The following is a 642-nucleotide window of genomic DNA, read 5'->3' as shown; positions in this document are numbered from 1 at the left end:
CGATCTTCAATGCAGGAGCAAACTGGGTAATGGCTGCAAACGAGAGAAAACCTATCGCAGAGAGTGAGTGGATACTATCTAAGGCCTGATAAAATCCCCATGCACCAATCAACAAAATCAGAATTAGAGCGCGGCGAATACGCAACAAAAGCTCCGAGAAATGGTGATGGTTGCGCTGCGCCAAGCGCATTCGGCGTAATATCAGCGGCATCACTAAGTCGTTCGATACCATGATCGCCAACGCAATGGTTGAAACAATCACCATACCGCTCGCCGCCGAAGTACCGCCCAAAACCGCCAGTAACCCAATCTCGCTTGCCCCCACCGCCATCGGCACACTGATCACGTAAGTATCGGCAGATGTTCCGCTCAATAGCCCTTGCCCGACCCACGCGATTGGCAACACAAATACGCCCAGCAAAATCAGATACAGCGGGAACAACCAACGCGCGACATGCAAGTCTTGCGCACGTTCATTTTCCACCACCATGGTGTGGAACTGACGCGGCAAACAGACAATCGCCAACATGGTCAGCACAGTATGAATCAATAAGGTTGGAATGTTTGGCGACTGGTAGGTTTCAGAAGCCACTTCAACCAGACTCAAGTTTTCCGTGCTCATCGCCAACCAGACAATGAAAA

General features: G+C 50.8%; 1 pseudogene. It reads right to left on the bottom strand.

What is annotated here, in order from left to right:
* Positions 1-642: pseudogene (locus tag R7190_RS28285) on the bottom strand (hybrid sensor histidine kinase/response regulator); the annotation flags it as partial.

The organism is Vibrio sp. 1078-1 (genome assembly GCF_033340475.1).
This window is presented reverse-complemented; position numbering and strand designations above follow the sequence as displayed.